The sequence below is a fragment of the Desulfatibacillum aliphaticivorans DSM 15576 genome, from assembly GCF_000429905.1.
GTDB classification, from domain to species: Bacteria; Desulfobacterota; Desulfobacteria; order Desulfobacterales; family Desulfatibacillaceae; genus Desulfatibacillum; species Desulfatibacillum aliphaticivorans.
Window position 1 is genome coordinate 53,449 of the sequence record NZ_AUCT01000002.1, and the last position, 26,471, is coordinate 79,919.

The window sequence follows — 26,471 nt, forward strand, 5'->3', positions numbered from 1 at the left end:
TTAAGAAATCGTTTTTCGCTGCAAATTGAATAAAAGGGGCAAACCCATTATGCCGAATACCATATTTGTCAAAAAATCCCGCATTCCCGCTTCGGTGGAGGAAGTCTTTGCCTGGCATGCAAGGCCCGGCGCCTTGGAGCGTCTGACGCCTCCCTGGACCGACATGGCCGTGCTGGAAAAGACCGGACTCCTGGAAGTAGGGAGCAGGGTTACGCTCCGTTTGAAAACAGGCCCAATCGCCTATAAATGGCGCAGCGAGCATTTCGCCCTGGAGGAAAACCGATTTTTTGCGGACCAGCAGGTGAGCGGCCCCTTTGCGGAATGGATTCACAAGCACCGGTTTCACCCGGATAACGGCGACTGCATTTACGAAGACAACGTGGAATACCGCCTGCCTTTATCCTTTGTTTCCAGCCCGGCGGCCGGATGGTGGACCGCCAAGCAACTGGAAACCATGTTCACGTGGCGGCACGAAACCGTGCTCCAGGACGTGGCTTTGCATAAAAAACTCGCCGCCAAACCCATGACCATTGTCATATCCGGCGCTTCGGGCATGATCGGCAGGACTTTGGTCCCGTTCCTCACCACGGGCGGGCATAAGGTCAAAAAGCTGGTTCGCCGACAGCCCGCCAATGAAGACGAAATCTTCTGGGACCCGGTCCACGTCAAGTTGAATCCCAGGGACCTGGACGGCGCGGACGCCATCATTCATCTGGCCGGAGACAACATCGGCCAGGGATTGTGGACCAACAAGAAAAAACGCCGGATTATCGACAGCCGGGAGCTTGGAACCGGGCTTCTGGCCCAGGCAGCCGCAGCCATGAATCCCAAGCCCAAGGTGTTTTTAAGCGCTTCCGCCATCGGATTTTACGGGGATACAGGCGACCGCCTTGTTTCGGAATCGGACGGCCCCGGAGATTTGTTCATATCCGAGGTGTGCGACCGCTGGGAAAAGGCGGCCCAGCCGGCCGTGGATGCGGGCATCCGCACCGTTTTAGGCCGGATCGGCGTGGTTTTATCCCCCCAGGGAGGCGCCTTGGCGGAATTCCTGCCCCTGTTCCGGATGGGCCTGGGCGGCAAGGTGGGGAGCGGCAAACAATATCTTAGCTGGCTTGGCATAGACGACGCCGTGGGCGCCCTGTTCCACCTGGTCTGCAGCGACAAGGTGGAAGGCCCGGTGAACATCGTGGGGCCGGAGCCGGTCTCCAACCTGGAATTCACCAGGACTCTGGCCGGCGTGCTCAAGCGTCCTGCGTTCTTTCCGGTTCCTGCCTTCACCGTGGACGCGGTCTTTGGGGAGAAGGGCCGGGAAGTGGTGCTGGCCAGCGCACGGGTGAGTGCGGAAAAACTGGCGGGCTCGGGCTATGATTTCCGGTATCCCGGCCTGGAAGCCGCCCTGCGCCATATGCTCGGCAAAACCGGGGAGTCTTTGCAGCAGGATGAGAAGGAATAATAATTTGGACGCCGCCCTGAAAAGATAGAGGAAAATATGAGCTCCGGACTGAAAATTTTTTTTGCAAGCCTCATGTCCCTGGCCCTGGCCTTCGGATACCTGGATTATTTCGTAACCTCCGCCCACAGCTTTGAAAGGCTGCACATTTTCCTTTTCAACCTGTGCAGCGGCGGAACCATCATCCTGCTTTTCAGCGAAGAGAAAAGACGCCTGACGCTCCGGACCACGTGCTTTTTGATCCTGGGAATCGGGTACGCCATCCTGGCGTTTCTGGAAATGTACATCACCGCCATGATCGTATCGGTCATCATGGCCGGAATCGTGGAAAGCATCCGCATGGAAAAATTCTCCGTGTTTCCATGGGGGTTCGTACGGAAAAACGAGCCGGTCTCCGCCAAGTTTCATCAGGCTTCGCTCCTGTGCCTGTCCATGAGCCTGTTCATCTCCACGGCCGTCATATTGAACAACCAATTCATGCACTGGATTTATCTGCCCAAGCTGACCTTGAACGTGTTCTTTTTGGGATTCAGCTTTCCGTCCTCCCTCATCACCATGTCGCTGATTTTCTCTTACATGGAAAAAAGCGACAAAGGCGCGGCCGGCCCTTTGAAGGAGTTGGGGTTCTGGGCCATCAACCTGGGCGTGATCATTTTTTTCATCTTCATCATATTCGAGCAACTTGCCTGGCAGGTGGTGGTGACTTTGTGCCTTTTCGCCGCCGTCATCATGATTTTGGGCATCCACATGAAGTTGGGCCTGCCCCAGCAGCAAAAGCAATTCCTGACCTCCGGCCTGGGCTTTCTTTTGTTTACGGCCGTCACGGGCATCGCCTACATATTCCTGGAGATAGGCCCGGGATACGCCTCCGAAAAATACAGATGGCTGCTTCGGCTCCATGCCTTCGCCTCCCTGTACGGCTGGAATCTGTGCGGGCTGGCGGTCATTGCCAGGTATTACGACTTTCCCATCAGCCTGAATTCCAAAACACTCATCGGCTGGCATTGGTTTGTGGTTATCGGGCTGGCGCCCATCGGCCATTTGCATCCCATGCTGGCCTTTGCGGCCGTGGGCGGTTACATAGCCGTGTTGTACACCATATTTTTCACCCACAGACTGGCCGATCCAGGGCCGATTTAGGGCTGTTCTACGCACCTCAAAAAATCAAAAATTGCTGTGCAACCTCCTTGACTGCCTTTTGAAAATGATTACTTTACAGTTGCGGTAAGGCGGCATTAACCGCTTGATATAATTATTAAAGGAGGTGCGATTATGAACGCATATTTACCTGAACTTCGTAGGCAAGGACTGTTGGCTCGTCCCGCCTGGGACCTGTTCGATCGCATGTTCGAAGACTTCGGCCTGGGGCTTGCCAAAGACAAGGAATGGGTCCCCTCTCTGGATGTTGCGGAAAACGAAGGGGAGTACGTGGTGACCGCGGAAATCCCGGGCTTGGCCAAGGAAGACATCGACATCAGCCTCAGTGAAGGCCTGCTCACCATCAAGGGTGAAAAAAAGCAGGAAAAGAAAGAGGAAACCGATACCTACCACGTGGTGGAGCGCAGCTACGGCAGCTTTTCCCGCAGCCTGCGAGTCCCCAACGGCGTGGACCTGGGCGGCGTCAAAGCCGAAACCGCCGACGGCGTATTGAAGATTGTCCTTCCCAAGACTGAGGAGGAAAAAACCAGGAAAATCGAGATCAACTGATATACCCCCAATGGCCTCCCCGGCCTGAATGGAAATTAACCAGGCGCCAGGCTTTGCCCTGGCGCCTGTTTTTTCTTCACGCGCAAAATCACAATCCAACGCCAACTGGTTCACTGGGTTACTGGTCGGACCAGTTTGCCCATTTGTCTCCCGTACATGCCCACGAATCCAGTGGTATGTATTTTGCTTCAAAAAGAAAATCAGCCCCAATTAAAAAAATTCAAAAAAAGTTTTCATTCTTGACTCAGGTCAAGGACCGCTCGCTGTTTCCGTCCTATAACTGGAGTCAACAACGGGGACGGAACCCAATTCCCCGGACATAACAAAAAAAAACGACCGAAAATACCGGCCAAACAAATACAGGAGGCAAACCATGGCTCTTAGAAAAATCATCGAGATCGACGAGGAAAAATGCGACGGATGCGGACAGTGCATTCTCTCCTGTGCGGAAGGGGCTCTGGAAATCATTGACGGCAAGGCCAAGCTCGTCGGGGACATTCTGTGTGACGGTCTGGGCGCCTGCCTGGGCGAATGCCCCCAGGACGCCTTGCACCTCATCGAACGGGAAGCCCCTGAGTTTGACGAGGAAGCCGTGCACGAAAGAATGGCCAAGATGAAGGATGGTGCGCCCAAGGCGCCCGCCGGATTCGGCTGCCCGTCCTCCCAGGCCATGATCATGACCATGCCCCCCCAGGGGACTCCCGGAGAAGCCGGGGCTTCCTCTCTGGGCCACTGGCCCGTCAAGCTGCAATTGATGGGGCCCAACACGCCGTTTTTAAAAGGCGCCGACCTGGTGCTTTTGGCGGACTGCGCGGCGGCTTCCAACCCGGCGCTTCATCAGAAAGTGCTGCCCAATAAAGCCATCGCCATGGGCTGCCCCAAATTGGACGACCTGCAGGCCCATATCGACAAGCTGGCCCAGATTTTGGAAGGCGCCACGCCCAAGTCCCTGACCGTCATGTTTATGGACGTGCCATGCTGCAAGGGTTTTGTGTACGCCGCACAGAAGGCCGTGGAAAAGGCCGGCGTGGACATGCCCATCGGGCTGATCCAAATCGGACGAAACGGCGATGTATTGATGGAAGGAAACCTGGATAAGGACGGAAAGATTAGCTGATGAAATTATTCGCCCGAAAAGACGCGCCGGACAGCCTGCCCTGGAATCAGGAGGCTGAACAGGCCTTGAAATCCGTACCCCTTGTGGTGCGCCCCATGGTTCGCGGCAAGGTGGAGCAATCCGTGCGGGAGAAAGGCGGGGATAAAGTCTCCCTGGCCGACTACCAGGCGGCGGAGCAACGGTTCAAGGCCTTGATGTCCGGCAAGACCATGGATTCCCTGAAAGGCAAGATGCCGGCAAAAAACGAGCCCGGGGTTCCCATGCTGGCTTTCAACGCCTGCCATAACGCCTTGGCGGGCTGCCAAAATCCTTTGATCGACACGGAGGAATGGACTCAGGCTATCAAGGATTGGGCCGAGGCCGCCGGGATTTCGGAAAAGCTGCGGCAAAAGGTCCAAGCCGACACGGTCAAATTTCATAACAAGGTCAAAGTGTCGGTCTCGGGCTGCCCCAACGGTTGCAGCCGGCCCCAGATATCCGACCTGGCTATCGTGGGATACGCAAGGCCTGAGTTTAACCTGGACGCATGCGTGGGCTGCGGCGACTGCGCCGAATCCTGCCCGGACAAGGCCATCACCATGAAGGACGACCGCCCGGTGCATGATCCCCACGCCTGCCAGGGATGCTTCAACTGCTCCCAGGCCTGCCCGGCCGATTGCATTAACCTTGAAGAAAAAGGCGGCAGGCTGCTGGCCGGCGGCAAGTTGGGCCGCCATCCCCACCTGGCGAGGGTTGTGGGCGAGTTCGCCAGCCCCCGGGACGCCATGCCCGTGATCGACAAAATTGTCAGGGATTATCTGGATCACGGCCTGGAAAATGAACGGTTTGCGGATTTTTGGATCCGCTGGAATAGGAGGAAATAATGGGAAGAACAATGTGCCCCGGACAAGACACCATGTTTTGGTCCGCAGACGATGTTTTTGAAATTCCGTGCGGCAATTGCGGCCACGAAATCGAGTTTTTCCGCGACGACGCCCGCCGTAGATGCCCCAAGTGCCAGCATATGGTCAAAAACCCCAAGCTCAACCTGGGCTGCGCCCTGTGGTGCGAGCACGCCAAGGAATGCCTGGGCTACGATCCCAAGGAAAAAATGGGCGAGGGGGAAGGCGGCGCATCCCTGGTGGATCAACTGGTGGACGCCATGAAAATGCAGTTCGGCAAGGATGAAAAACGCATCAACCACGCCCTGGAAGTTTTAAGCCATGCCCAGGACCTGATCAAGTCGGAAGAAGGCGACCCCAAGGTAGTGCTTTCCGCTGCGGTGCTGCACGATATCGGCATCCAGGAAGCGGAAAAAAAGCACGGCAGCAACCGAGGCCGCTATCAGGAGATCGAAGGCCCGCCCATCGCCCGGCCCATCATGGAAGGTTTGGGCATGGATAAGGAAACCATCGATCATGTGTGCGACATCATCGCCAACCACCACACGGTCAGAGGCATGGATACTCCGGAGTTCCGCATCCTTTGGGATTCGGACTGGCTGGTGAACATCCCGGACGTGTACCCGGATTTTGACAAGGAACACCTGGCCAAGCTCATCAACAAGGTTTTCAAAACCGAAACGGGCAGGCAAAAAGCCCTTTCGATGTACGCTCAATAAAGAAGATTTCGCCCAATATTACGTAGGATAACTCACACAACAAAGGAGGCCCCAACATGTTTTGTTACCAATGCGAACAAGCGGCAAAAGGAACCGGATGCGATGCCATAGGCGTTTGCGGCAAGCAGCCTGAGGTTGCTGACATGCAGGATCTTTTGGTCTACGCCCTCCGCGGCCTGGCCCAATACGCCCTGGAAGCCCGTAAAAAGGGAATCGTGGACAAGGAAGTTGACGTGTTCACCTCCAGGGCCCTGTTTTCCACCCTGACCAACGTGAACTTTGACAAAGACAACCTGGCTGAATGGGTCCGCAAAACCGTGGCATTGCGCGACGCCTGCAAGGAAAAGCTGGGTGTGACCCTGGACGGCCCGGCCGCCTTCGTCCCCGGCGCAACCATGGACGAAATGCTGGTTCAGGCCGCCGAAGTGGGCCTCAAGTCCGATCCGGACGTCAATCCGGACATCCTGTCCCTGCAGCATATTCTGCTTTTCGGGCTTAAAGGGGTGGCCGCGTATATGGATCATGCGGAAATCCTGGGCCAGAGCGATCCCGAAGCGTACGCCTTTTTGTACGAAGCCCTGACCGCTCCCTTGAACAAGGATCTCGGCCTGGACGAATGGGTCGGCCTGGTGCTCAAGTGCGGCGAGGTTAACCTCAGGGCCATGGAACTCCTGGATGCAGGCAACACCGGAACCTACGGACATCCGGTCCCCACTCCCGTACCCTTGGGCGTCAAGGCCGGCAAGGCCATCCTGGTTTCCGGCCACGACCTCAAAGACCTGGAAGCCATCCTGAAGCAGACCGAAGGCAAGGGGATCACCGTTTACACCCATGGCGAAATGCTGCCCTGCCACGGGTACCCGGAGCTGAAAAAGTACGGCCATTTTTACGGCCATTACGGCACAGCCTGGCAGAACCAGAAAAAGGAGTTCGCAGCCTTCCCGGGCGCCATCCTCATGACCACCAACTGCATTCAAAAGCCCAAGGAAGAATACGAGGGCGCCATTTTCACCAGCGGCGTGGTGGAATGGCCCGGCGTGCAGCACATATCCGACGGCGACTTCACCCCGGTCATCGAAAAGGCCCTGGCCCTTCCCGGATTCGCCGAAGACGCCCCCGGCAAGGAAGTTTTGGTGGGATTCGGCCGGAACGCAGTCCTGGGTGTGGCCGACAAGGTGATCGAAGCGGTCAAGGGCAAGGCCCTCAGGCATTTCTTCCTGGTGGCCGGCTGCGACGGCGCCAAGCCCGGACGCAACTACTACACCGAGTTCGTGGAAAAAGTCCCCTCGGACTGCGTGGTCCTGACCCTGGCCTGCGGCAAGTTCCGTTTTTTCGACAAGGAACTGGGCGACATCGGCGGCATCCCCAGACTCCTGGACGTGGGACAGTGCAACGACGCGTACTCGGCCATCCAGATCGCCGTGGCCCTGGCCAACGCCTTTGAATGCGGAGTCAACGACCTGCCCTTGTCCATGATCCTGTCCTGGTACGAGCAAAAGGCCGTGTCCATCCTCCTGACCTTGCTGTTCCTGGGAATCAAGGACATTCGCCTTGGGCCGACGCTGCCCGCCTTCATCACCCCCAACGTCCTGGACGTGCTGGTGAAAAACTTCAACATCATGCCTATTTCCACCCCGGACGAGGACCTGAAAGCCATCCTGGGATAATCAGGGCGGCGTAGAATAACCTCGGTTAGATAAATCAGGCCCGGGAGGCGCGCAGCCTTCCGGGCCTTACATTTTCGCAAGGCATGGCATGATGGAATGGGGGGTATAGGAAATGGAGCGGCTCCTCGATTCACTATCGGCTCAAGGCTATAGTTTGGAGGATTCCAAGAGCATCATTGACCTGCAAAATGTCGTCAGGGACAAAATCCGATCCGTTGGCGAGGCCCTCGACAAAAAGCTCCGATGGCTTGAGGCCTGCGCATACTTTGAGGATCAGAATCGCGTCAGCCAGGGATAGGACATAATCCCCGTTGGCGTCGCCGGGCAAAGCAACTCCCTTGCCCGTAAAAGTCGCTTCAAACTCGGGTTCGTCAGGGTCGTCCGAGGAAATCGTCAACACGGCGTCAAATTGGCCCAGGCCGGCGGGCGAAAAGGCGACCAGGACATTGCATGCGTCGCCCGGACTGAAAAACAGATTCGTTTCTTCGCATGGATTCCCAACCGGGGACAGGTCCAGGGAAAAGGCTCCGGGACCTGTCAATTGCACATTGCTTACTTCCAAGGAGTCCAGGGAGTCTATGGCATTCCCAAATTCCACCAGAACGGAAGAGTAGGCGCCTGGTATCAGCCCCCCGAAATCATAGCTCTTGGGCGAGACGGCAATCTGCCGGGGAATAAGCAGGGGATACTGGTCGTAAGTCTCTATAGTTTGTAGCAAATCATAAATGGCATATGGCTCATCCGCAATGTAATCCCCGTTTACGTCAGGCGCGCTGTATCCTGAGTAATAATTACCGCCCCAAAAGGGGCCTCCCACAATGTTTCTCTCCGCATCGCTGAGCGCCAAATTCCAGACGCCGACCGACCACTCATCCAGGGCGTGCGTGTCATTCTCGACAAAAGCATTGTTGGTTACCACGGCGAGGCCTGATTTGACCCAGACGCCTACTTCACAATAAGCTATTTGATTGTCCTCGCACTGATTGGCTGACAGCGGCTCGTTGGAAGGCGCCGAGGTTTGTGACAGGATGCCTATTTCACAGGATTCAATCTCATTTTCCGTCACCAAATTGGCAGATGCTACGTAGGGATTGAAATCCTTCAGAGCTATCCCCGCATCACCATCAAGCAGGGGATGATCGCAGTTACTGATCTTATTGCCCTTTATCACCGTGTTTTGTCCGCCATAAATTGCGATGCCGTCTCCGAGGCATCCCAAAATTTCGTTTTCTGTAATTTCATTCCCCACGGCTCCCGGCGTAAAAGCGCGTAAAAAGAGGCCTGTGTCTCCACAATTTTTTATTATATTCCGATGAATAATATTGTCGCTGGAGCTCACCTCGATGCCTTTGTCCTGGCAGTCGCTCAGTTTATTGCCGCGCACTTCATTTCCTTCATTTGCTATGACTATGGCGGGTTCCCACTCTTTGCAGGACACTTTGTTATTGATTACCCGGTTGTTCTTTCCTCCTATGAAAATGCGCCCTGTCTCATTGCTTTCCACGACGTTTCCATCCGACGTATTGAGGGTGTCGGGAAATATAATGAACTCACATTTATTTGCGAGAATTGTGTTTGAAATACACGTGGCGGTATTGTATCCGACAACGATTGAATCCAGGGTGTTGTCTTGCACGAGAGCTTCGGAAGCGTACGAAAGGTGGAGATCTCCCATCGTGCTCCCGGTCAGGACATTCCTGTTTCCCTTGATTTCCACCTGGCCGCAAATATTATCCATAAAAAGCAGGTTTGAGCCAACGACAACAAGATCGACGTCATGGAACGTACTGTTTGAAATTAGGGTTTGTTGAAGACCGCTGGAAGCGTCCGACTCACATATCACCTCGCCATAAAGCGAGCTCGAAACCCCATTACGGAAACTAACTTTATTTGCCTTTAGGAGAGCGCCGTCGGATATGCGCAAGATAGCGCCGTGGCTAGCGGTGTCCAAAAAAGTCACCTCGGCGTCGGGCTCAATAACAAGAGTCCCATCTTCCACAACCACTTCATCTGATAGCCAAACGCTGTTTGACCAAGTTACCATGCCTATCCCAGTCAGCGAAGGCCGGAGCGTTCCAAAAGTTGAAATTTTATTCAGCGAAAGCGTCTGAGTTTCTTCCAGGGTCCAAATTTCCTCGAAAGAGTCATATCGGTAATATTTCGCCCGCAGATAATGAACTCCCGGTCCTACAGCCAGATCTGCGAAGGTTTCACCGGTTACGTCTCCCATCCCGCCCCAGGTTCCTGTTATTATCCAGGCTTGCTCAGAATCCCCTGAAAAGAGTTCCACTTTTCGAACAGACCCTAAATCGCCCGGCCAACGCGACAGCAGCACTTGGACATGGCTGGGGGAGGAGTATTCCACGTTTAAGGCATAAGCTGCATTCAATGGCTGGACGCACAGGATAACCAGAAAAATCGCTACTCGACGAATCATGGCTTGCTCCTCCATATTTTTGTCGGGAACCACGCCGGGGGGGGGGCGCATGGGCCTTTACGGCGCATAATTTTTTAGCGGCCCGATATACGCCGCACCATGCACAGGCCTCCGTCCAGATTTCTATAATAGCTGTCTGTGTTAAATAAATGAGAATCCAGGCGGTTTATTGCAACATGGTCTGAAGATTATTTACAGGGAGTATTGCCTTTTGGCAAGTAAACCTTTTCGTACAGTTAATTATCCGGCCCATCTTCCATGTGCAATACCGCCCAAAAAAAACCTCCCCGAAAGTTGTCTCGGGGAGGTTTTGGGGTTTGAGCAAATTTGCCTGTTGAATCAGGCCTTGTTTTTGTTCAACGCAAAGTAGGTGACCGGCACCACCAGCAGGGTGAAGGCCGTGGACGCAAACAAGCCGAAAATCAAGGCCCAGGCCAGTCCCGAAAATATGGGATCCAGGGTGATGGGCCAGGCGCCCAGGGCCGTGGTTGCGGCAGTCAGGATGATGGGCCGCAGCCGGACGGCGCCGCTTTGCAGGATGGCGTCTTTCAGGCCCATGCCCTCGCCCAGGGCCTGCTGGATAAACTCGATGAGCACCAGCGAGTTCCTGATGACGATGCCGCCCAGGGCGATCATGCCGATCATGCTTGTGGCCGTGAAAAACACCGGGTTTTCAAAGGCTGCTACGGGCGTTGCAAAAAACAGGTTAAACAGCCAGAACCCCGGCATGATGCCGATGAATGTCAAGGGAATGGCCATAAGGATCAGCACGGGCATGAAAAAGGAGTTCATCTGGATGACCAACAGCACGTAAATGCCTGCAAAGGCCGCCAGATAGGCCAGGCCCATATCCCGGAACACGCTCAGGGTGATTTTCCACTCCCCTTCTCCGGCCCAATCCACCCTGATGCCCGGAGGCGGCGGATTATCCTTCAACCGCGACTGCATGTCCAGGATGGCCTCGCCAGGCGCCCTGCCCGCCATTTCGCCGAACACGTAAACCACGGGCTTTAAATTTTTATGGTAAATGGGCTGATCCACCGGGATTTTTCGAAATGTCCCCAACTCGCCCAAAGCTACCATCTTGCCGGCGGCGGTCTTGACGGGAACCTGGGACAAGCCCTGGGCGCTAGACCGCTGAGCCCGGGGCAGGATGACCGTCACGGGCAGGAACTGGCGTTCCCCCGGAGCGTGCACCGTGGCCGGGCTGGCGCCGCCCACGGCCATACGCAGGGTGTGGGCGATCATTTCGGTAGTCACCCCGTGAAGGGCGGCTTTTTCCTTATCCAGAACAAAATCCAGGCGATCCCGGGGCGTTTCCGTGGTGTCGTCGATGTCCACCACAAAATCTTCCTGCCGGAAGATCTCCTTTACGTGGGCGGCGCCGTCAATGAGGTCCCGGTACTGCATCTGCGGCGAGCCGTAGATTTCCGCCACCACCGTGGAGATGACCGGGGGCCCGGGCGGAACTTCCACGATTTTCATGTCAACGCCGTGCTGATCGGCGATGGCCTGGAGGTCCTGGCGCAGCCTCAAAACGATTGCGTGGCTTTGCTCCTGGCGCCGGACTTTATCGTACAGGTTGACCCGGATGTCGGCCATGTTTCCGCCCTTGCGCAAATAATAGTGGCGCACCATGCCGTTAAAATCCATGGGGGAAGGCTCGCCCACGTAGGAAATGGTATTGGTCACTTCCGACACTCCCCGGAGGTATTCTTCAAAGGCGCGGACCGCCCGATCCGTGGCTTCCAGGGGCGTTCCCTCCGGCATGTCCAGGATGATCTGAAATTCGTTTTTGTTATCAAAAGGCAGCATCTTCAAAGGCACATGGCGGAACAAAGCCAGGGAGGCTGAAAAAATCAGCAGCCCGACCACCACCACGCCCAGGAGAATGCGGCGCAGGCCTGAATCCAAAAACGGCCGAATCACCCATGCGTAGCCTTTTCTTACCCAGGCCGGGGTGACGTCCTGGCCGGCTTCCTTGGGAACTCCGCTTTTTTTAAGCAGGGTGAATGTGAACCACGGCACGATGGTCAGTGCGCAGACCGTGGAGAATATAACGGTCAGGGGCACGTTGGCGGCCATGGGAGACATGTACGGGCCCATCATGCCCGTGATGAAAAACATGGGAGTAAACGACACGATGATAGCCAGGGTGGACATGATGACCGGCGGCAGCACCTCGTTCACGGCGAACAAAGTGGCGCCCTTGGGCTTCAATTTGCCCATGCCGATATGGCGCTGGATGTTGTCCACGTTGGTGATGGGGTCGTCCACTACCAAGCCCAGGGAAAGAATCAGGGCGAACAGGGTGACCCGGTTGATGGTGTAGCCCATCATCATGTTCACGAACAGGGCCAGGGCGAAGCTGATGGGCACGGCCAGGGCCACCACCATGGCTTCCCGCCACCCCAGGGTGAATATAAGCAGCGCCACCACGGTGAGGATGGCGAAAAAGAGCGAGCTCAAGAGGTCGTCCACCTTGGTCTGGGCGGTCTGCCCGTAGTCGCGGGTGGTTATGACGTGAACGTCGGGCGGGATCACGTCCTTTTTCAACTCTTCCATCTTTTCATGGATGTTTTGCGCCACGTTAACGGCGTTGACGCCCTTTTTCTTGGCCAGGGCCAGGGTAACTGCAGGGTATTCAGCAGGCTCGCCGTCCAGTCCGTTTTCCTGGCGATAATGCTGGGAGTAGCCGAACCGGGAGTACGAGAAAGCCTCCTCGGGCCCATCAGTGACCCTGGCGATATCCCGCACGTACACGGGGCGATCTCCGTGAACGCCCACCACCAGGTTTTCCACGTCCCGGGCGCAGCAGACGAATCCGTCGGCCGTGACGGTAATATCACGGTTAGCGCGGGAGAAGGATCCGGCTGCGACGGACGCATCGGTTCCGGCCAGGGCCTGTCCCACCTCCAGCATGCTCACGCCCAGGCCGTTCATGCGGTCGGGCAGAAGCTCCACGCGCACCTCACGCTTGCGGCCGCCCACAATGGACGTGCGGGAGATGTCCTCCACCTCGGAGAGGCGCGCCAGGACTTCCTGGCCGATGCGGGTGAGGGCGTGGTCGTCGTATTTTTCCGAATACAGGGTCAGGTTGACGATGGGTACGTCGTCGATTTCCACCGGCTTGACCACCCACCCTTTGACAATGGGCGGCGCCTGATCCTGATTCATCATGATTTTGTTATGAAGTTTGACGATGGATCGCTCCCGATCCTCGCCCACAAAAAACCGGACCGTAACCACGGCCATGTCGCGGTGGGAGGTGGAATACACATATTCCACGCCGTCTATCTGCCACAACAGCCGCTCCAGGGGCGTTGCCACCAGCTTCTCCACTTCCTCGGCGCTGGCCCCGGGGGCCTGGACGTACACGTCCGCCAGGGGCACCACGATTTGCGGCTCCTCCTCGCGGGGCGTGACGTAAATGCTGGCCGCTCCCATGCCGATGGCGAACAGGATGAACAATATGGGCAGCTTGGATTCCAAAAACAGGCGGACCACCCCAGTAATGAATCCGCCGGGCGCGCGGTCCTGATCAGCCATTTTCTCCCCCCCTGACTCCAATGGTTTCGCCGCCTTCCAGGCCGGACAACACCTCCACCTTGCCGCCCGTCAAAAGATTGCCTGTCTTGACGAAAACCTTTTTCCAGATTCCGTCTTCCCGGACCGTGACCATCTCAAGCTGGCCGGTCCGTTCAATGGCGGATTTGGGGACCGCCACAACAGATCGGGTGGATGCGGGAATCATAAGCCTGCCGAACATGCCGGGGAACATGCCCTGGGTTTGGGGCAGGTCCACCTTGATCAAAAAGGTGCGGGTGACCGGGTCGGCCGAAGGCACGATTTCCTCCACCGTTCCTTCAATAATCAAATCCATGGAGTCGATGGCGATTTCCAAGGGCGTTCCAATGCGCACCCGGCTGATGAGCCCCTCCCGGACCACCGCTTCCAGCCTAAGCTGGCTGCGCGTCTGGATGACCAGCAAAGGCTTGCCCGGCCACGCCAGATCGCCTTTTTCCGCCAGCCTTTTGACCACCTCGCCGTCGGTGGGCGCGGTAATGGTGGTGTAGCTCTTGGCGATCATGCGCTGATCCACCACTTTTTGCGCCCCGGCCACGCCCGCTCTGGCCGCCTTGACTCCGTCCTCGGCCTGCCTTACTCCGGCCTGGGCCTGGAGATAGGCGGATTCGGCCTGCTCCAACTGCTGCTGGGTGGCCGCCTCGGAGGCGAAGTAGGTCTTCACTCGTTGATAGGCTTTGGCCGCTTCGTCAAAGGCCGCTTTGGCCTGTTCCAACCCCTGCTTAGCCTGCTCGTGCATGGCTCGGGCGGAAACCAGGCCTTGGGTCGCTTCCTCCACCTGGGCGTTCAATTGATCGCTGTCCAGTTGGATGAGCACCTGGCCTTTTTGCACCTGGGTTCCGGGGCTCACATTATATTGCAGGATGCGGCCTGTGGCCTGGGCCTCTATCTGGGTTTCAGTCCGGGGCCGGACCGTTCCCACGGCCTCGTAATATTCAATGATGTCCTCCACGGACACGGTCGCCGTTGCCTCTGGCGCAGGTGCGGAAACCTTGCTGTCCACGGCGCCGGGCGGAATTTTTCCTCCGGCGAACACGCCGGTCATGTACAACATGAGCAAGACCAGCACGGCGAGGCCGATGACAGGTCCGATGATTTTTTTCGCTTTTGACTGACTACTCATTTGATTCACCCTCCAGGGAAGCCCATAAGCCCAAGGCGCGGCCGACGGAGGCCGCTGCTTTTTCACTGTCGAACACGGCGGAAGACGACCGGATGCGGGCGCTGTTGAACGCCAGTTCCGCGTCCAGATACCGGGTGACCGTCACCGAGCCTCCTTCGTATTGCTTCTTCACCAAACGCAGGGATTCCCGGGCCTGCTCTACTGCCGCGGCCGCCACAAGGTTTCTCGCCCTGGCGGAATCCAGATTCAAATAAGCCGTTTTAACGTCCAAAAGCACGTTTTGAGCGGCTTTCCGGTCCGCGGCCAACATTTCGTCCTGCACATTTTTAGCCTGACGCACGGCAGAGGAAGTCCTGCCGCCTGTGAAAGCGTTCCAGTTGATGATGACTCCGGCGGTCCAGTTGTCGCGGTCCGAGTCAAAAGAGGCGTCCGGATCGTCCATATAATATTTCAACTGCGCGTCGGCCGTGGGCAGATAATGGCTTTTGGCCATATCCACGCCCATGGCGGATTTGATGACGGCGAGCCGGGCCTGCTTAAGCTCGGGCCGTTTGGCCAAAGCCAGGATCGAGCCGGCGGAATAGTCAGGCGGCAGATCCGGATTCATGGCGGCCTGAGCGTCCAGCTCAAATTGGGCGTCCGGGTTCAGGCCCATGAGGTTGGCCAGGGCGGCCAGGGCCAGGCTGCGGTTGCTCTGGGCGCGCACAAGCTCTTCCTTGGCCTGGGCCAGACGAACATCCAGGGAAAGCACGTCGGATTTCAAGACGCCGCCGGCGTCGTACCGCACCTGCATGAGCCTTAACTCAGCCTCCACGGTGGACACCGATTCTTCGGCGATGGCGATAAAATCCCCGGCGGCCAGGCAGTCGTACCACGCGCTGATGACCGACGCGGCCAGCCCGTTGTTGACGGCCCGGCTATCCAACTGGCTGATAGCCAGTCCGGTTTCGGCCATATGGCGGTTAAGCCAGTCGCGGCCGCCGTTAAACAGGTTGACGCCCACCTTGGCGCCGATCTCGTAATTCTCGAACCATCCGGGATCATTAAAGTTGGTATTGGGAGGAAGCAAACGCTGATCGATGGTGGAAAACAAATAGCCGGAAGGCGCATCCCCCTGGGAATAGGATCCGTACAGGGAAAGCACGGGCCAATAGGCCGCCTTGGCCTGATCGATCATGGCCTCGGACTGGCGAATGCGGGCCAGGGCCATGTCGGTGTCCGGGTTGTTTTCCAGGGCCGTTTTGATGGCGTCTGCCAGGGTGATTTTGCCCAGATCCTTGGCCGCTGGCGAAGTTTGTTGCTCCGGCGCCGGAGTTTGAATGTTTATCCTGCTGACTATGTTGTCGTAGTCGTAGCGGTTTTCCCATTGGGAGCGGGCGCAACCCGCGGTAACTGCAAGCAGGGCCAAAAGCCCTGCTGCAAGGAGCGGCCGAACACACGAGGCGGCGCCTCCGCTCCTGATAAGGAAAAAGGGTTTAAATAGCCACGTCATACGTCCTCCCTGAATACGAAAATTATTCAGCCAACCCACGGGGGAACACGTCATGAAACCTGCGGCTTCAGGTTACCGGATAGCCCGAATTAATCCAGGCTTTCATTCCTCCGGCAAGACTGTGAACATGCTCGAAGCCCTGACTTTGTAAAAAGCTGGCGGCGATGTTGCCCCGGTATCCCACGGCGCAGGTGACGATCACCTCTTCGTCCTTGGGAATGTCCGGGGGCGACTTCAATAACTGGGTGATGGGCAAATGGTCCGCGTACTGGATGTGCCCGGAGGCCCATTCGGCCGGAGTGCGAACGTCAAAAAAGTATTTCGGCAGGCCCTTCGCCAGCTTGTTTTTTAACTTTTCGGGCGAAATCTGCCATAATTGGGTGATCGGCAGGCCCTCTTCCTGCCAGGCGGTAATGCCTCCGTACAAATAGCCGATAATCCGGTCGTAGCCTATGCGATGCAACTGAATTTCCATGTCATGATAGGCTTTTTCGTCCGGAACCACAAGGATGAGATCCGCCTTGGGATCGATGACCATGCCGATCCAGTTGGCGGTTTGCTTTTTTAAGCCGATATTGATGCTGCCGGGAATATGCACCCCTCCGAAGGAGGCCGTGTCCCGGGCGTCCAGCACCAGGGCGCCCTGCTGCATGAAGTGCTCCACCTGGGCCGGAGACAAGTCTTTTACGACAGGGCACCGGTCCAGCAAGGGGACGCCCTCCATGTTGGTGTTGATGATATGGGAGAAGCTCTTGGGCCGCTCCGGGAACGTCCCGGACATTTCCTTTTTAAAATCCGGCTCGGCCATACGCAAAAGTTCATTGCTCCGCTTTTCAAAACCAATGGTGGAGCTGGATTTGGAGCTCATGCCCCGGCCGCACAGGGAGCCTTCTCCATGGGCCGGAAAAACCTCCAGACTGTCCGGCATCATGCCCAATTTATTGTACAGGGAATTGTACAGGTTTTGCACCTGCTCATCGATGTGCTCGTTCCCCGCCAGGTCAGGCCTGCCCACGTCTCCTACAAACATGCAATCTCCGGTCAGAACCAGCCAGGGATCTTCGCCCCGGGATAGGTCGGTCACCAGAATGGACATGGCGTGGGGCGTATGGCCGGGAGTTTTAATGAACTTGAGCTTGGCGTTTCCAAAGGTCATTTCCTGGCCTTCGGTTAAGACCGTGTGTTCAAATTTGACCGGCGTGTCCTCCATGTAGCAGATTTCCGCCCCGGTGCGGGACTTGATTTCCTGGTTGCCGGAGACGTGATCCGCATGCACATGGGTTTCAAAAACATGGGTGATGCGCATGTCGTTTTCCCGGGCGACGTCCAGGTATACCTGCATGTCGCGCCTGGGATCCACCACACAGGCCACCCTGGCCATGGGACAGCCGATCAGGTAGGAAAGGCATCCAAGGCCCTCTGCTACGAATTGTTTGAAATACATAGTCATCCTCCCTGCCAATTATTGATGGACGGAACATTTAATGCGGAATTGGAGCGGCGCCACGAAAGACGCACAAACCAGTGAACAATTTTTAGCAAAAACTCACATCGTTTAATAATGATAATGCTTCCCACCCATGCTGGCAAGTTTTTGATTTTGCGTTGCAGCTTGCACAGCACTGCCGCAAGTTCAAAATAAGGAGATTGGGAGCAATGCAGTGACACTGGATCCCCGTTTCCGGGATTGAGTTGAGGGGACACGATCCTTATCTCAATAGCCCAAAACCATTTTGAAAGGCCGTAGGCGAGATAAGGTCATGTCCCCCCAACTCAGCCGCAATCATCATACCTCCATGGCTCCACGGGGATGACGGAGAGTGAAAGCCTATACAGCATGTGGGCATTCTGATAGTTGGGTTTCGAGATCTGCTCCCTAAATCTCAACCCTCTTTTTTGGCGGAAGCGGGTTTCCTTCAATTAGATAGTTATTCGAACTCTCTACCCAACCTACTATTTTTACGTGAAAAGACGTAGGTTGGGTAGAGCTTGCGAAACCCAACAAATGCAGGCTGCAATCCCACGATGAGTTTACCAACGCCTAAATCGCTCGTCATCCCCGCGAGGGAGATCCGCTTTTCAGGAACGACCGCAAGCGGGGACCCAGCGTCATTTTTGCTTGGCGCCTAATAGGCCGCCTAATGATTTTTTCTCTTTTGATTGCAACTATATATTCAAACCCGGTTGAGAATCATGGCTTTAGGGAATCAATCCGGGCGACATAGTCCTTAATCTTGCATTTGCGCTCCAGGCCGGAGGCGGCCATATAGCGGACCGTACCGAATATGGGGCGGCGGTTCCAGCCCCGGTCGTGCAGCCCGAAAATCCAACCCGCGCCGGCATAGGAATTAGGGTCCCTCCCGTCCAGGAAGTACTTGTTGTTCAGATGAAGCAGGACGTCCCAGGCTTTTTGCGGCGTGGGCGACCACTCCAGAATTTTTTTGCCCCAGTACATGCGCATGTGGTTGTGCATGTATCCGGTGACGACCATTTCCCGCATGGCTGCATTCCAGTAGGGATCGTGTGTGTCGCAGGCTTCCAGTTGATCCGGGGTGTATAGGTGGTCGCGCGGGTCTTGGGCGCGCTCCTTTAGGGTCTTTTGCGCCCAAGTCGGAAGGCAGGCGTATTGGTCGTAGTTCGGGGTGAAGTGGACGAAGTTCATGGCAAGCTCCCGCCTGACGATGATCTGCTCCAGATAGGCGGCCTGCGCTTCAGGGTCCGCGTCTTTTAGATTTTTCACCTGCAGGGCCAGGGCGGCGGCGGACACCTGGCCGAAATGCAAATACGGCCCCATGCCGGACACGTCCGCCAAATCCGGCCGGTTGTGGTGACGGCTGTAATTGTCCAGGCTTTTTTGGATGAACTTATCCATGCGCTCTTGCGCGGCGGAGGCTCCGCCCTTGAAAAAGGCGGAAACGCCGGATGGATTTGCCTGCATGCCCAGGCTTTTCAATAGCGCAGCCGGATCGGACAGGTCCAGGCCCTGGATATCAAAATCCCGGAGCTTGTTTTTCAGGGCGTATTTTTCCGGGAGCAGCAAAAAATTGTCCAGCTCCCGGTTGATTTTAGGACGAATGGTGCGGGCGGCCCACTCGGCCTTTTGGGAGGCGATGTTCACAGGAACGATGACGTCCGTCTCCACTTGGGCCACTTGGCAGGAGGCCTGGGCGGCGACCTGGGCCCGCCACGCCTTTTGATGGCGCATGTACCCTTTGTCCGTCACGATCAAGGCGGCTTTCTTGCCCAGATCCAGGGAGGCCAGGGGCGGAGAGTTTTCCAAAACAACCAGGGGGATTCCCCTATCCCGCAATTGCCTTTGGGTTTCGGCCAGGCCTTCCAGCATGAACAGATAGTGGCGATAGTTGGCCTCGGGGTAGTTGACGGTCAGGCCGAAAACGACGACGACAGGCACGTCTAAATCGTTGGCCCGGCTGATAGCGAACTCCAGGGCCAGATTATGCTTGGCCCGCTGGGATTGCTGCATCCAATAAAGAACGTAGGCCCCCTTTTGCCCGGGACGTTCGTTCAGCCTTCGAATGCGGGCGGCGTCGGTCTTGTGCATGGCTTATCCGTGGTTGCGCAGGCCCAGCTCCAGGGGATGCGGATAAAGGTACAGTTGCTCCTTTAAGTAGGGTTGATCGTACTTACGAACAAAATGCTTGATCAGGGTGATAGGCACGATCAAAGGCACGGCGCCCTGGCGATACTGGTACATGAGCTCCAGCAATTCCTGCTTTTCGTCCGGGGATAGCTGTTTTTTGAAATAGCCCATCATGTGTTGCAGCACGTTGATGTTCTTGGCGGGCGTGGTCTTGAGAGCCAGGGCCTGTGTGAGGATTTCAAGATAAGCCGGGAAGAAGTCCTCGGGCTTTTGCTCCCGGATTTTGGCCACCATGGGACCCATCTGGCGGTAATGCTGCTGGCTATGGGCCAAAATCAGGAGCTTGTGGCGTGTGTGGAAGTCCACCAGCTTGCCCGCGTCATAGCCGCCGGCGATCATGTCGCGCCAGCGTTTCATGACAAACACCCGGGTGATGAAATTCTCCCGCAGCCCGGGATCGTGCAGCCTGCCTTCGTCCTCCACGGGCAGCAGGGGGAAATGATCCTTGAACATCCGCGCCCAAATGCCCACTCCGTTCTTGCGGACCGTCTTATCCTCGCCGTATACGGCGATCCGCTCCATGCCGCTGGACGGCGACCGGGTCTTGAAAATGTAGCCGCACAGATCTTCCTTTTCCAATTCCTTCAATTTTTCCACGCCCCATTCCTGCATCATGGGGGTGAGGTCCCGGCGGGTTTTGTGGGTCATGAGCCGCGGGGCCGCGGGATCGCCTTCCAGGCGCATGGACTCCCTTGGGACGGGCATGCCGCATTCCATCTCCGGGCATACAGGAACGAAATCAAAATAATTGCCCAAGGTTTGGGTGATGTACCGGTCGTGCTTGTGGCCCCCGTCATAGCGGACTTTTTCGCCCATCAAGCACCGCGCGATTCCCATTTTTATTTTTTCGGTCATGATAGAACGCCCCGTTTGAGTGTGAGTTGTTGTGAATCATGATACATAGGTTTAGGGCGCAGATCAAATAATGTTCTGAATACTAACGGCACAAGAGCTGCGAAGGCGTCGAATAGATTGTTATCGTTATGAAATAGGGGGCGTCCGATTCAATCAGGATTCTAACGAACAAGGTCCTTTTTGGGCACCACAGCCATGGTGAAGATGGCCAGGGCGGTCATTTTTTCTTCATCGCCGTTTACGTCATACACCCGGCTTTCCGTAACCATGATTTTTCTGCCGCTGCGGATGACCTCGGACCGGCAAACCAGGCTGTCCCCGTGGGCGGGCGCCAGAAAATTAATCTTGAACTCAATGGTAAGGATCTGATTCTCCTCCCCGGCCAAGGTAAAAGCGGAATACCCGGCGGTGTGATCCGCCAGGGTGGAAACAGCGCCCGCGTGGACGAAGCCGTCTTGCTGACGATGGTTTTCCGTAATGACCATGCGGGATTCAAACTTGCCGTCGGAGCTGGAGACGGCTTCCATGCCAATGTATTTTGTAAAGCCCTGGGAAAAATCCCCCATCAGAAATTCTTGATATTTTGCATCCATGATTGCTTTTTTCGCCTGCCATTGGGTTTGGTGATGAAAAAAAATGGGTCCGCAGCCCTATGTGTTTGTCCGATCGTGCAATGATAGCATTAAACGGAGGGGGGCGCCACCTTGTTGATTGGGGGATTGGAAAACGAAATGTCCAGGGTGCAGGGAGCGCGCGATTGCATGCGAGGAGACCGCGTAACCACGAAAAAGTGGTTTTTCACCCAACCATTTCTTTCCTTTTCAAGGAACGTTTTAGGTTTGCACAAAGTGTGCGTTCGCACCCTGGCAGGATACTGCGCTGCCAGGGCCACCCAAAAAACTCAAACGCGGGAACCTTCCCAACTACGGGCGCGGGGACCGCGCGACTACGTGAAAACGATTTCTAAATGGATTTGCGCCCGCCGGGCATCCTCAAATCCTGTAATCATGCAGGTCGCTCCTTCTGTGCTATCGCACCCAGGCAACATACTGCCGTTGCCTGGGCCACCCTAAAACCACGGACGAGGGGACCGCCTAACTACCGGGCGCAGCAAGCGACGCCCATACGGCGAGGAGGCCGCGTGACTACAAAAAACGGTTTTGGACAAGCTCTTTCGGCCGCCGACCATCCCCAATTTCAACATACATTTTAGGTGGCCCTTATTGGCCTGGCGGCCCCCGGCATTGCATGCCGCGGCTGGCAAAAAGACTTCTTTGTTGCGTCAATCAATCCAATCGTCGGGCTGATCCGCATCCAGGATGTCATGGGGCCGGACCAGTTCCGCACTGTGTTCTCGGGCGGAAGGCGGGCCGGACGTTTGAGCTTCCGCCTGCTCATACGAGTGAACGGCTGCGCGTTTCGAGTCTTTTGCAGGTTTTCCGTTCCGGCCGGAGGAGCCTTGGATGAGGGCCGCCAAACGGCTGACAACGGACTTCATTTGTTCGGCCTGAGCGTTCATCTGCTGGGATGCGGAGGCGGATTCCTCGGCGCTGGAGGCGTTCTGCTGGGTGACCTGTTCCATCTCCCCCACGGCCTTGCTGACGGATTCAATGCCCCGAGCCTGCTCGTCCGAGGCGGCGGCTATCTCCTCCACGATCTTCCCCACTTTGGAGGCCGTGTTGGACACTTCCATGAAGGCATCGTTGGCGTCTTTGACCAGGTCGGCCCCCTCCGCCACCTTTTTGACAGTCCCCTCAATAAGGCCGGCCGTGTTTCCGGCCGCCTGGGCGGCCCTTGTCGCCAGGTTGCGCACTTCCCCGGCTACGACGGCGAAACCGGCGCCCGCCTCCCCGGCCCTGGCCGCTTCCACGGCCGCGTTCAAGGCCAGCAAATTGGTTTGAAAAGCGATTTCATCGATGGTTTTGATGATCTTGGACGTCTCGCCGCTGACCTTGGCGATCTCCTCGATGGAATAGGTAAGCTCGCCCATGGAGGCGTTGGCCATGGCCACCACCTGCCCTGCTTCCTGCATGAGGGCGTTCGCCTGATTAGCGCTTTCGGCGTTTTGCCGGGTGGCGGCGGTCATTTCTTCTATAAACGAGGAGGTCTGCTCCAAAGAAGCGGCCTGCTGGGACGCGCCTTCGGCCAGGGACTGGCTGGCGGAGGAAACCTGACAGGAGGCGGAGGAGACCTCCTCCGCGCCCTGGTTAAGCCCTTCGATGGCCTGGTTGATGGGCTTGGTGATGTAACGGGTGACCAAAAAAGCCACCACAACAACGGCGGCAAAGCTAAACAGCGCAATAAGGCCCATCAGCCCCATGATGGCTTTGGACGAGGAAAAGGCCTCGTCTTCGTTGATCTCAGCCACCAAGGCCCAGGCCGTGTCGCCGAACTTGATAGGCGTATAAGCGCAAAGCACGGAGTCTCCCCTGTAATTCGGAAAGACGCCTTTGCCGGTTTGGCCCGACAGGGCCGCCCTTGCGCCCGGCGCGTCCACGCTTCCGGCTTGCGGATTGGCGAACGAAGCGGTTAAGGAGCGATTGACCGGGTCCAGAAAGGAGTCGGACCGCATCAGCTTATCCGCTCCCACCAGATAGGTTTCGCCGGTCTCGCCCATGCCTTGCCTTTTGGTCATGATCGCATTGACGGCCTCCTGAGACAATTGCAGGGCCACCACCATTTCAAGCCGCTCGTTGCGGATCAAGGGTTGGGCCATGAAAGCGGCGGGCGCGCCTTTGGAGGGGGCGTAGGGCTGAAAGTCCGCAAAGGAGAATTGTCTGGTTTTCAATACTTTTCGCGTCAGCTTGCCCAGGCCGGAGTCTGCGAATTCGCCGTTGATGATGTTGGTTCCGTAATCCGCTTCCCTGGCTACGGTGTAAAACACATCGCCTTTCGGGTGGATTAAAAAAAGGTCGTAATACCCCAGTTGATCCACGAATTTGGAGAAGTAATCCCGGGCTTCGCCATTCGCGACGCCGGCGATAGCCTCCTTTAGATTGATTTTGGAGACTGCCGCCCAGTTCAGGCCCTGGATGGGCAGAGGATCGTAGGCCGTCATGACCAGCTTGCCGGTGCTGTCCGTAAACACATTTTGGCCGGACTCCCCCTTTAGGGCGGCTTCAATATAGGGCGTGGATATGGGATGGCCCACCACGTATTTTCCATCGCCCATGGTTTTCATGTCGCTGCGAAAGGAGGTTTGGTCTCCGATCCTGCCCACGAGGTAGGACTCGCCGCTGACGCCCATTCCCGCCCGCTGCTGCATGATGGCGTTGATTTTTTCCGTGGGAATGCGAAAGGCCACGTAGCCTTGCAACTCCCCCATTTGATTGACCAGCTTGGCGGCCGTAAAGGCGGCCGGTTTGCCGCCGGAAGGAGCGTAGGGCTCGAAATCCCCCACGCAGGCGGCGTTGTTTTCGGAAGCCTTGGCTTGCACGAACGCCTTGCCCAAGGGGGAGTCCTTCAGGCCGTTTTCCAGGATGTTCCGGCCAAGGTCCGCGCCTTTGGCCGTGGAGTAAATGATGTCTCCGTTCTTCCGGATAAGCAGCAAGTCGTACCACCCGTTGGCCTCAGCCATGGCCTTCATGCGTACGTCGTATCGTTTGACAGTGCCTTTATATTCGAGGGATTCCAGGTCGTTGTCAAAGGCCTCCAGGATGGCGTCCATCTCAATCAGAGCGTCCATGGTGTAGGGATCGCTTTTAAGGACGTTCATCTGGGAGATCATGCCTTCCATGTATTCCATGATGTTGGTGCGTTTTAACTCCTGGGCCGTGGACAGCTTGGCGAAGGCGGCGTCTTTCAGGCTTTCCACGGTTTCCATGAGCACGCCCATGTCGGCTTGACGCGCTGAAAAGAAATCCTCCAACTGGGATTTTTTGATTTCCCGAACGCTTTCCAAAGAGCGATAGGCCTGCTTTTCCAATGCCTTGCCGGACTTATACAGAGAAACGCCCCCCACGAGGCCGAATGGGATCAAACCCACCGCCAAAAACGCAACGGCCAGTTTGACGCCCAGATTGATCTTGTCAAACATTATGCATCTCCTTTATCGAGCTTGGGAACGGCGCCTGCCGGCGCTAATTCGCCGGACAAAATCTTCCGATCGATGAAAAATCGGGCCGTAAAATACGCTGCAAACCGGGTCGAACTGGATAGTAAATGGAAATACGGGCAAACAGGGTGCAAATTCAATGCCGTTAAACGCATTAGAGGGCTTGAAACAAAGGATTTTTTACAGATGATTCGCCCGTGATCGGACGGATAACGGATGCATGGTGCAGGGGCGGAGATAAAAAAAAACTCCCCGCCTGAAAGACGGGGAGCAGATTGCAAAAAAGGGTGTGCGCGAAGGCGTGATTTCTTTTTGAAGCCAAGCATGGGTCCGGCTTGGCTTTATGCAGATGGAAGATCAGGCGGCGCTTTGCAGCATGCCCACTTCCTCGGCGCTCAGAACCTTATCGATATGGAGCAGAATCTTGACGCCGCCCTCCATTTTGGCCATGCCCAGGATGTAATCCGTATTGAGTTTGGCGCCGAAAGTCGGGGTGGGTTCAATGTCTTCGGCCCGGATGTTTAGCACTTCGGAGACGGAGTCCACGACGATTCCGATTTGCACGGTTCCGCCTTCGGAAGCGATTTCCACCACAATGATGCAAGTGCGCTCGGTATAATCAATGCCTTCAATCCCAAACCGGAGGCGCAGGTCCACAATAGGGATGACCTTGCCCCGCAGGTTGATGACGCCCTTGACGAAATCCGGGGTTTGGGGAACGGTGGTCACGGGCATCATGCCGATGATTTCCCGGATTTTAAGAATGCCTATGCCGTACTCCTCCTCCGCCAGGGTAAAGGTGAGATATTTGCCTTCGTGGTCGGACATCGCCTGGGTTGCTGCGTTCATTGCCTGGATTTCCTTGGACATGTTTCCTCCATTCACAGCCATCGCCGCCCGGCGCCAAGTTTTAGGCCGGGCGTTTCTTTGGATTGATGTTATAAATCTTTATTGTTTGGAGCCCGGAGCATCTTTAATCAGGCCCAGATCCTGCATTGTGCTTAAAAGAGCCTCTCTTTTGATGGGTTTGACAAGATACCCGTCGCATTGCTCCCGGAACGCCTTCATAATGCTATGGGTGTCGTCCAAGGCCGTGGTCATGATGATTCTCGCGCCCTGGCCCGGCCGGATTCCATTTCTGATTTCCGTTTCCCGGATGGATTTCAGCACTTCCTGTCCGTCCATCTCAGGCATCATGACATCCAGGCAAATCAAATCGTAGGGCTCTTTTTTCAGCATGGACATATAAAAGGCTTTCACCGCTTCGGCGCCGTCCACGGCCAGATCCACCTCTCCATAAGCGGACAAATGCTTAAACAGCAGCTTGCGTCCCACAAAGTCGTCTTCGACAACGAGAATTTTCAGCCCCCCGGCGGTTTCGGGGCGCTGTTCCTGATTTAACAACCCGTTCTCCATGGTTGCGTCTCCTTTACCGGATGCCATCCATTGCGAATGAACCGTCAAAGCTCTGACAGATCCACGCCGGCCCAGGGGCGGCCGGACTTTTTTACGAAAGCAGTTTCTTCAGCGGTTCATATTTTCCGCCTTCCCGGTTTTACGGGAGGCCTTTGATCAATTCCATTTGTAACAACATAGATTTTTGCCTCGGTATTTATCGCTTTGGGAATTATGCAATATTAATACCGAAACCTGAGAAGAAATGACAAAAAATCGTTTAGCGGGAAGAAAATGCGGCTAAGCAAGAAAAAACCCGCACAGCCAA

General features: G+C 56.1%; 18 protein-coding genes. 7 read left to right on the forward strand and 11 right to left on the reverse strand.

Annotation, left to right across the window (positions count from 1 at the left end; genetic code table 11):
• The first annotated feature begins 49 nt into the window (after positions 1–49).
• The 7 genes from G491_RS0102395 (at position 50) to hcp (ending at position 7,541) form a co-directional block, all read left to right on the forward strand.
• Positions 50–1,453, forward strand: coding sequence for a TIGR01777 family oxidoreductase (locus G491_RS0102395; RefSeq protein WP_028313450.1), 1,404 nt, complete (start codon positions 50–52; stop codon positions 1,451–1,453).
• 36 nt (positions 1,454–1,489) lie between these two features.
• Positions 1,490–2,590 carry a hypothetical protein gene (locus G491_RS0102400; protein WP_028313451.1) on the forward strand — a complete coding sequence of 367 codons (1,101 nt, stop codon included), beginning with the start codon at positions 1,490–1,492 and terminating at the stop codon, positions 2,588–2,590.
• Positions 2,591–2,722: 132 nt separating this feature from the next.
• Complete coding sequence (locus tag G491_RS0102405; RefSeq protein WP_028313452.1) at positions 2,723–3,157, forward strand: Hsp20/alpha crystallin family protein; 435 nt, start codon at positions 2,723–2,725, stop codon at positions 3,155–3,157.
• A gap of 373 nt (positions 3,158–3,530) precedes the next feature.
• Entirely contained in the window at positions 3,531–4,274 is a 744-nt protein-coding gene (locus G491_RS0102410) for an ATP-binding protein (protein ID WP_028313453.1), read from the forward strand.
• Positions 4,274–5,137, forward strand: coding sequence for a 4Fe-4S dicluster domain-containing protein (locus G491_RS0102415; protein ID WP_028313454.1), 864 nt, complete (start codon positions 4,274–4,276; stop codon positions 5,135–5,137). The genes G491_RS0102410 and G491_RS0102415 overlap by 1 nt, the downstream gene beginning before the upstream one ends.
• Positions 5,137–5,874 carry an HD domain-containing protein gene (locus G491_RS0102420; RefSeq protein WP_028313455.1) on the forward strand — a complete coding sequence of 246 codons (738 nt, stop codon included), beginning with the start codon at positions 5,137–5,139 and terminating at the stop codon, positions 5,872–5,874. The genes G491_RS0102415 and G491_RS0102420 overlap by 1 nt, the downstream gene beginning before the upstream one ends.
• A 56-nt stretch (positions 5,875–5,930) precedes the next feature.
• Entirely contained in the window at positions 5,931–7,541 is a 1,611-nt protein-coding gene (gene hcp, locus G491_RS0102425; RefSeq protein ID WP_028313456.1) for a hydroxylamine reductase, read from the forward strand.
• A gap of 133 nt (positions 7,542–7,674) precedes the next feature.
• Here the strand turns inward: hcp and G491_RS0102430 are convergent, their stop codons facing one another.
• The 11 genes from G491_RS0102430 to G491_RS0102485 form a co-directional block, all read right to left on the reverse strand.
• On the reverse strand, positions 7,675–9,978 hold the full coding sequence (locus tag G491_RS0102430; RefSeq protein WP_028313457.1) for a NosD domain-containing protein: 2,304 nt from the start codon (positions 9,976–9,978) through the stop codon (positions 7,675–7,677).
• Between the two features lie 339 nt (positions 9,979–10,317).
• Complete coding sequence (locus tag G491_RS0102435; protein ID WP_028313458.1) at positions 10,318–13,527, reverse strand: efflux RND transporter permease subunit; 3,210 nt, start codon at positions 13,525–13,527, stop codon at positions 10,318–10,320.
• Positions 13,520–14,686, reverse strand: coding sequence for an efflux RND transporter periplasmic adaptor subunit (locus G491_RS0102440; protein ID WP_051326983.1), 1,167 nt, complete (start codon positions 14,684–14,686; stop codon positions 13,520–13,522). Before G491_RS0102440 ends, G491_RS0102435 begins: the two co-directional genes overlap by 8 nt.
• Entirely contained in the window at positions 14,679–16,178 is a 1,500-nt protein-coding gene (locus tag G491_RS0102445; RefSeq protein WP_028313460.1) for a TolC family protein, read from the reverse strand. Before G491_RS0102445 ends, G491_RS0102440 begins: the two co-directional genes overlap by 8 nt.
• Positions 16,179–16,245: 67 nt before the next feature.
• On the reverse strand, positions 16,246–17,622 hold the full coding sequence (locus tag G491_RS0102450; protein WP_028313461.1) for an MBL fold metallo-hydrolase: 1,377 nt from the start codon (positions 17,620–17,622) through the stop codon (positions 16,246–16,248).
• A gap of 747 nt (positions 17,623–18,369) precedes the next feature.
• Positions 18,370–19,740: a deoxyribodipyrimidine photo-lyase gene (locus tag G491_RS0102455; RefSeq protein WP_028313462.1), complete on the reverse strand. Its 1,371-nt coding sequence runs from the start codon at positions 19,738–19,740 to the stop codon at positions 18,370–18,372.
• A 3-nt stretch (positions 19,741–19,743) separates the two neighbouring features.
• Positions 19,744–20,694, reverse strand: coding sequence for a YbgA family protein (locus G491_RS0102460; RefSeq protein WP_028313463.1), 951 nt, complete (start codon positions 20,692–20,694; stop codon positions 19,744–19,746).
• 161 nt (positions 20,695–20,855) lie between these two features.
• Entirely contained in the window at positions 20,856–21,287 is a 432-nt protein-coding gene (locus G491_RS0102465) for a PaaI family thioesterase (RefSeq protein WP_028313464.1), read from the reverse strand.
• Between the two features lie 689 nt (positions 21,288–21,976).
• Entirely contained in the window at positions 21,977–24,730 is a 2,754-nt protein-coding gene (locus G491_RS36230) for a methyl-accepting chemotaxis protein (RefSeq protein WP_051326984.1), read from the reverse strand.
• Positions 24,731–25,105: 375 nt separating this feature from the next.
• Positions 25,106–25,618: a chemotaxis protein CheW gene (locus G491_RS0102480; RefSeq protein WP_028313465.1), complete on the reverse strand. Its 513-nt coding sequence runs from the start codon at positions 25,616–25,618 to the stop codon at positions 25,106–25,108.
• Between the two features lie 78 nt (positions 25,619–25,696).
• On the reverse strand, positions 25,697–26,164 hold the full coding sequence (locus G491_RS0102485) for a response regulator (RefSeq protein WP_015947120.1): 468 nt from the start codon (positions 26,162–26,164) through the stop codon (positions 25,697–25,699).
• Positions 26,165–26,471: the final 307 nt, after the last annotated feature.